Raw genomic sequence first — 6,218 nt, forward strand, 5'->3', positions numbered from 1 at the left:
GTACAGAAAGCGCCCAGCCACGGGGCGGCTGGGCGCTAATGATAGCTGATTACCAACAACAGTTGACAAAGAGCCGAATAAGTCAAAAGCGGCATCTAAATAAGTCGTTTTTGTCATGTCCACGCCGGCATTGCGCATGACATCAATAGGAAACGCCGATGATCCTGCCCGTAAATAGCCTAAATAATCTTTGACAGCATCCGGTTGCTTGGTCGAGATCCGCTCTGCTAATGTCGACGCTGCCGCAAAACCAGTCGCATACTGATAAACATAATAATTATAATAAAAATGTGGAATCCGCGCCCACTCGTCGGCAATCTGAGGGTCACTAATGACTGTATCACCATAGTAGCGTTGGTTTAACGCCAGATAATGTTCTGATAACCGGTCGGCGGTCAGCGACTCCCCGGCGGCATCTTGTTCATGCAGCCACTGTTCAAATTCCGCAAATTGGGTCTGACGATAGACCGTGCCTTTAAACCCATCTAAATAATAATTTAAGACATAGGCCCGAATCTGGGGATCGGTTTCAGTGGCTAACAAGTAATTCGTCAACAAATTCTCATTGGTCGTTGAGGCAATCTCAGCAACAAAAATCGAATAATCACCATATTGATAAGGCTGATGGTGGGTTGTCTCATAAGAGTGCATACTATGACCCATTTCATGCACCAATGTGTATAAATTATCAATATTGTCTTGCCAATTCAACAACATGTATGGCGCTGTGTCATACATTCCGGAAGAATAAGCCCCACTTCGTTTACCTTGATTCTCGACCACATCAATCCAACGGGACTCAAAGGCCATTTTGACGTGTTTCAGATAGTCGGGTCCGAGGACTTTGAGCGCTTTAAGCACGGTTTCTTGTGCCTGTTCATAAGTATAGCTCAAGGCTGGTTTTCCCGTTAATGGTGTGTACATATCGTACATATGCAAGTCATCCACATTCAAAATGCGCTGTCTCAGGGCAACATAACGATGCAAGAGCGCCAAATGATTATCCACTGCCGTCACCAAAGAATCGTAAACGGTCGTTGGAATCTGATTTGCCGCCAACGCTGCGGTTCTAGCATCTGGATAATGATGGACTTGGGCCTCAAAATTGTGAACCTTAACTTGACTCGCTAAAGTTGAGGCTAGCGTTCGCCGAAACTGTGAATAAACTTGATATAGCGCGGTAAATGCTTCCCGCCGAACGGCTGGTTTAACTGACGCCAATAATACCCCATAAACCCCTTGTGAGAGTTTTACCGCATTACCTTGCTCATCATGGACCGTGGGAAACTCGAAGTCGGCATTGTTCAACACACCGAACGTTTTCGCGGAGGCATCAAAAATATCCCCGGCGCCAGCAAGTAACGCTTCCTCAGTCTCGCTCAACACATGGCCTTTTTGCAGGCGAATTGTGTCTAAAAAATGTCGATAATCACGTAAGTTGACATTTTCATCCAAAAATTGATCTAATTTGGCCGAGCTCAGCTGCAAAACAGCCGGTTCCAACCAAGCAGTGGCTGCGGAAACTTCGGCCGTCAAACTACTAGCTTGATCGTCCAGTGCCTGATTAGTGTTGTTACCGGTATCTTGGTCGCTCTTCAAGCTGGCATAGACTGCAACCTTTTCCAAACGGCGATACAACTCCAGGACCGCCTGAATACCAGTCAAGACGGTTGTCGCAGAATCATTAAAATTAGTTTTGAGTGCCGTAACTGTAGTTAGTGTCTCTTTTATTTTAGTCACATCCGCTTCATATGCCGCGGTCGTGGCATAAATCGGCGTCAAATCCCAGGTCAGTGACACTGGGACGGCTGCGCGGGTTGGCAGCTGTTTTGTTGTCCCCATTATGAGTCCCTCCAATTAAGTTGATATCATCAAGCGTAACACATAATTTTTTTAATGCGTGACGCAAGTTCTGGATTAGCCTTTTCGCCAAGCTAATTGGCTCGCTTGCAATTGCCAGCCGGCCGCTTGCGGCACAATGACCGCCGCCGTGATTAGCTCACTAATGACCGTGTCCACCAACGTTTGCTTCAAGTGCCTTGCTGATCGTAAACAGGGACGGATTGCTAAACGAGGCTGAAGCGTTTTTAAAATCACTAACCGCAACTCCTGCTGACCCAATCGTCGCGACGCCCCCCGTAAGGCCAAAAAGATTGCCAAATACCAGTTTAAATAAGTCGTTTTTAAAATTGGTATCTTGGCGACTGTTATGAACACCCAACTTGGCAATTGTGCTAGCGTGCCACCTTGCTGATAACACGCGGTTTGCAGACTCACAATGCCAGCTTGATGGCTCAGTCGCCCGAGTAGTAATCGTTGTTGATATTGCCTGAAATGATCTGGTACTTGAATTTCCGCCAGTTTAACCGGTCGATGGGCTAGTAACGTCAAAACTGAAATTTGCTTGGCCGACCACTGCTCGTGCTGATAACTTAAAGGTTCCCCGTCAATCGTCATCAAATTTGACAACAACTTGATCCCATTTTCTCGAGTGAGCCAATAGCATAAAAAACAGCCCCAGGTCGCATAATATTGCAAAAATTTTAAGGCATTCGAATTAGTCCGCAACCGATGTTGATAGGGCGACCCTAATAACCACAACACCCGATACCCATGATCACGATAACCTTGTGTTCGTTGCGTCAACTGCTCAAGGGCAATCGGTGAACATTGGAATTCCAAAGCTAGTGGTTGTCCCTCACCTAGGCGAACCAGGACATCTGGCCGTTGGTGAATTTCCGGCAAGCGGGCTTCAATTTGGACCGTGTATCCCGCCGCGGCAAACCACGCTGCCAATTGCTGCTTACCTAATAAGTGTTCAGCCGTCTCTCCTTCAGAGAACGTGTCACAAGCTTCATTAGCTTGATGGGCAAAATGAGCAACCATCACCGTCCCATGCTTTAACCGCACCGGGGCATGGCAGCCTGGACACCAATAGTTAACCTGTCGCTTAGCGCTGTCAGCCATGATGAGTTGCTGCCGCGCATCTTCTGCCATTAACAACCTAACCATCCCCTTTGATGGTCAATTACGCAAACGAGGCCACTGCCACTTGTACGATTTAATCAATTGTACAAAAAAAGAGCTTAGAATAGTTGATTCTAGCTCTCTTGGTCGTGCTATTTAAAATAATGACGGACAGTTTCTAGTGCAGCGTTAGACATGATTTTTTCACCATGTTCTAACAATAAATCTGAGGTCACCTTGGTCTTAGTCGCATATTCCAACGCAACAGCAATATCATCTTTAATGACTCCTGCAGACGATTGATCGACAAAAAAGACCAGCTCTAGGTAATACTTGTCTCGATATTTAAATAAATTCGACGCTAGCCCATCTGGTCGAAACATCTGAGCTAAGGCGATGACATCTTCAAAGCTATCAAACGCCAACACAAATTCTTTGGTTGGTGTTTCAGGATCCTCAATATAAGGGTCCAAATCATTCGTATCTTTAGTTTGATTATGTTGTACACCTTGTGATTGGTCGCTACCATCTGTATCTGTTTGCATTAATTTTCGCTTCAAATAATCTGAAACGTCATCTTGCGTTTGATCACCGGATTGGTCGGGTGACTGAGTCGCCTTCGTAATCGTGTCTTGCAAGCTTTCACTATTTTTGCTAATAAATAACTCTAAGCCATTCCGGTTTGGTAAAACTTGGAAAGTGACGGCATCGTTATCTTGAAATTGGTGATCAACATCAACTTCTTCTAAAATACTATAAAAGAAACTTTCAATTTGCTTATGATTCCCTAGTAAATCTAATACGCGAATCCCGCGTTCATTGAGATCATCGTTGCCGATTAGAACTCGAATCGTATCATCATTGATTCGTTCCATCTCCATTACAGATCCACCCCTTTCTAAGTGTCAAGGGCCATAATCACTATCACAATTCTAACTTATTTCAGCGCTTTGTAAAGTAATCTATCTGAAATAAAAAAATTAGCTCATCAGCTAAGCCAACGAGCTAACAACATCTTCATTTTAAAGGTTCGCAATCGCCTGGGCACGTTGTAATTCCAACGTCCGAATCCGGCGTGGTAAAAAGCGACGAATCTCATCTTCGTTATAACCGACTTGCAACCGTTTTTCATCTAATAAGATTGGTCGCCGTAATAAGCTTGGGTCACGACTGATGAGGTCGTAAAGTTGCGTCAAAGAAAGATCGTCAATATCCAATTGGAGCCGTTGAAAGGCCTTGGAACGGGTTGAGATAATTTCTTCGGTGCCATCTTCAGTCATCTGTAAAATTCCTTTAATCTCATCAATTGAGAGTGGTTCAGCAAAAAGATTTCGTTCAGTAAATTCAATCTCGTGCGCCTGTAGCCAAACTTTAGCTTTTCGACATGAAGTACAACTTGGTGAAGTATATAAGGTAACCATTGAGTCTCCTCCTTCTGCATCGCCAACAACAAAACTTTATTACAAATATTATTATACCTGCTTTATCATTTTTTGTGAATAGTTTTCATAAAAATAATAAATATTTTTTAACTACATTATAGACATATACTTTTATTTTGTCCGATTAATTACTTTTATTACGGTTTCACTTTAACTTTCGTCACTGACTGTATAGTGTACAATTTAGTTTCCACTTATTAAAACAATAAAATAAACCAAGCTAATGACTCAGCTTGGTTTAGACGTTAATCTAAATTTAATTGTAAATATTTCTGTGCAACGATCACCTTGACACCTGCCCCAGCAGCGGCCTGTGCTTCTTGGCGCAATTGTTCAAAATCAACATCTTGTGGTAAATGCGTTAGCAATAAGCGCTTCACATGAGCTTCCTTTGCGATCAATCCTGATTGTGCTGATGTCATATGCCAAAGCTTGCCCTGCTTGTCCGCAGCAAAGTTTGTATCGGTCATCAACAACTGTGATCCGGTCGCAAAAGGTGCCAGTTCAGGAATGGCCGCCGTGTCTGCAGAGAACGTCAGTTGCTCGCCAGTTGCCCGTTCAACAATTTTAACCGCAAATGCCGGAACTGGATGTTTTGTTCTTAAAAATGTGACGTCAAATGGCCCAATCTGATTGACCTCATCTGGTTGATAGGCTCGACCGACAGTCGCACCAGCCCATGTCAGTGCGCCAAAATTCAACGGGTCCTCAGTATGCCCATAAATTGGCAGAATTGGCGTTTTCCGTTCTCCTTGGCGTAATTGCCAATAATACTGTAAAACGCCGACATCGGCCGTATGATCATGATGATAGTGCGTGAGCAATACGGCATCTAATTGTAAAGGATCCAAAATTTCTTCCAAAGCGTTTAGTGCCCCTGAACCACAGTCTAGCAATAACTGGTAGTTTCCGGACGTTACAAGATACGAGCTGGTTCCGACGCCATCGTATGGATAACCCCCGTAATAGCCTAATACGGTTAATTTCATCATTATCAATCCTTTCTGTGTCTATTTTAACGTAGCCGGTCGGAAAATTGAAACCGTTAACCTAACATGTTTTCAATTATTTTCGAAAACACGTATAATAATAAGTGTAATAATTAAGGAGTGATATTTGATGAGTGGAAAGATTTCAGCAACATTTGGAACGCGGAAAATTCTAACCATGATTCAGCAACAACACGCTGATCGTGATTTACTCTTAATGCAGGCCAATGCCACCGAAGATCGATACATGTTACTCGACCTCTCCGGTGAAAAGACCGTTTTCTCGAGTCCAGTTTCATATGACGTCTTACTGGCTAAAGGTAACGAAGACTGGCATGGGATGACCAGTTTCATTTTCATGGACTTACCGATTGAAGAACAAAAGGTTTTTAATTCTAAATTTACCGCCTTTCGGGCTGAATTTGAAAAGCCGAATGGTCTCAAGCACTTTTGGGTCCTTCGGGAAGCTAAAAATGACGCGGCTTTCGTCATTGTCACAAATTGGCACAGTGATTCTGAATATGCCGTTTGGTTGCGCAGTGAGTCATTCAAACCGTTTGCGAAATATTTAACCCCCGACTTTGATTATCATGAAAGTCGTTATGCCTTTGTTCGTTCACTTAAATCCTAATAAGAAGGACACTCAGTCATCATTATCGACTTGAGTGCCCTTTTTGGTTGGCCACTGACACCAGCGTCGTCTTCAATGACTACACACAAAAAAAGCAACTATCAATTAAGATAAGGCTCTTTGTCAACTGTTGTTGGTAATCAGCTATCATTAGCGCCCAGCCGCCCCGTGGCTGGGCGCTTTCTGTAC

6 protein-coding genes are annotated in these 6,218 nt (G+C 43.7%); 1 reads left to right on the top strand and 5 read right to left on the bottom strand.

From position 1 onward, the window contains the following. The 5 genes from pepF to FFM74_RS13415 form a co-directional block, all read right to left on the bottom strand. Positions 1-1,842 (bottom strand): oligoendopeptidase F (gene pepF / locus FFM74_RS13395; protein ID WP_137627119.1); only part of this gene is annotated, 1,842 nt, incomplete at its 3' end. Between the two features lie 75 nt (positions 1,843-1,917). Then, the gene (locus FFM74_RS13400) at positions 1,918-2,997 is read right to left on the bottom strand and encodes a competence protein CoiA (protein ID WP_223877254.1); all 1,080 of its coding nucleotides are present in this window, start codon (positions 2,995-2,997) and stop codon (positions 1,918-1,920) included. 122 nt (positions 2,998-3,119) lie between these two features. Beyond that, complete coding sequence (locus tag FFM74_RS13405) at positions 3,120-3,848, bottom strand: adaptor protein MecA (protein ID WP_137627121.1); 729 nt, start codon at positions 3,846-3,848, stop codon at positions 3,120-3,122. A gap of 141 nt (positions 3,849-3,989) precedes the next feature. Then, positions 3,990-4,388 carry a transcriptional regulator SpxA gene (gene spxA / locus FFM74_RS13410; protein ID WP_137627122.1) on the bottom strand — a complete coding sequence of 133 codons (399 nt, stop codon included), beginning with the start codon at positions 4,386-4,388 and terminating at the stop codon, positions 3,990-3,992. A 266-nt stretch (positions 4,389-4,654) separates the two neighbouring features. Continuing rightward, entirely contained in the window at positions 4,655-5,398 is a 744-nt protein-coding gene (locus FFM74_RS13415) for an MBL fold metallo-hydrolase (protein ID WP_137627123.1), read from the bottom strand. A 130-nt stretch (positions 5,399-5,528) separates the two neighbouring features. On the opposite strand from FFM74_RS13415, the gene FFM74_RS13420 reads away from it, so the two are divergent. Then, complete coding sequence (locus tag FFM74_RS13420) at positions 5,529-6,029, top strand: antibiotic biosynthesis monooxygenase (protein WP_137627124.1); 501 nt, start codon at positions 5,529-5,531, stop codon at positions 6,027-6,029. The last annotated feature ends 189 nt before the right edge of the window (positions 6,030-6,218 follow it).

The sequence above is a fragment of the Lactiplantibacillus pingfangensis genome, from assembly GCF_005404945.1.
Lineage (GTDB): Bacteria > Bacillota > Bacilli > Lactobacillales > Lactobacillaceae > Lactiplantibacillus > Lactiplantibacillus pingfangensis.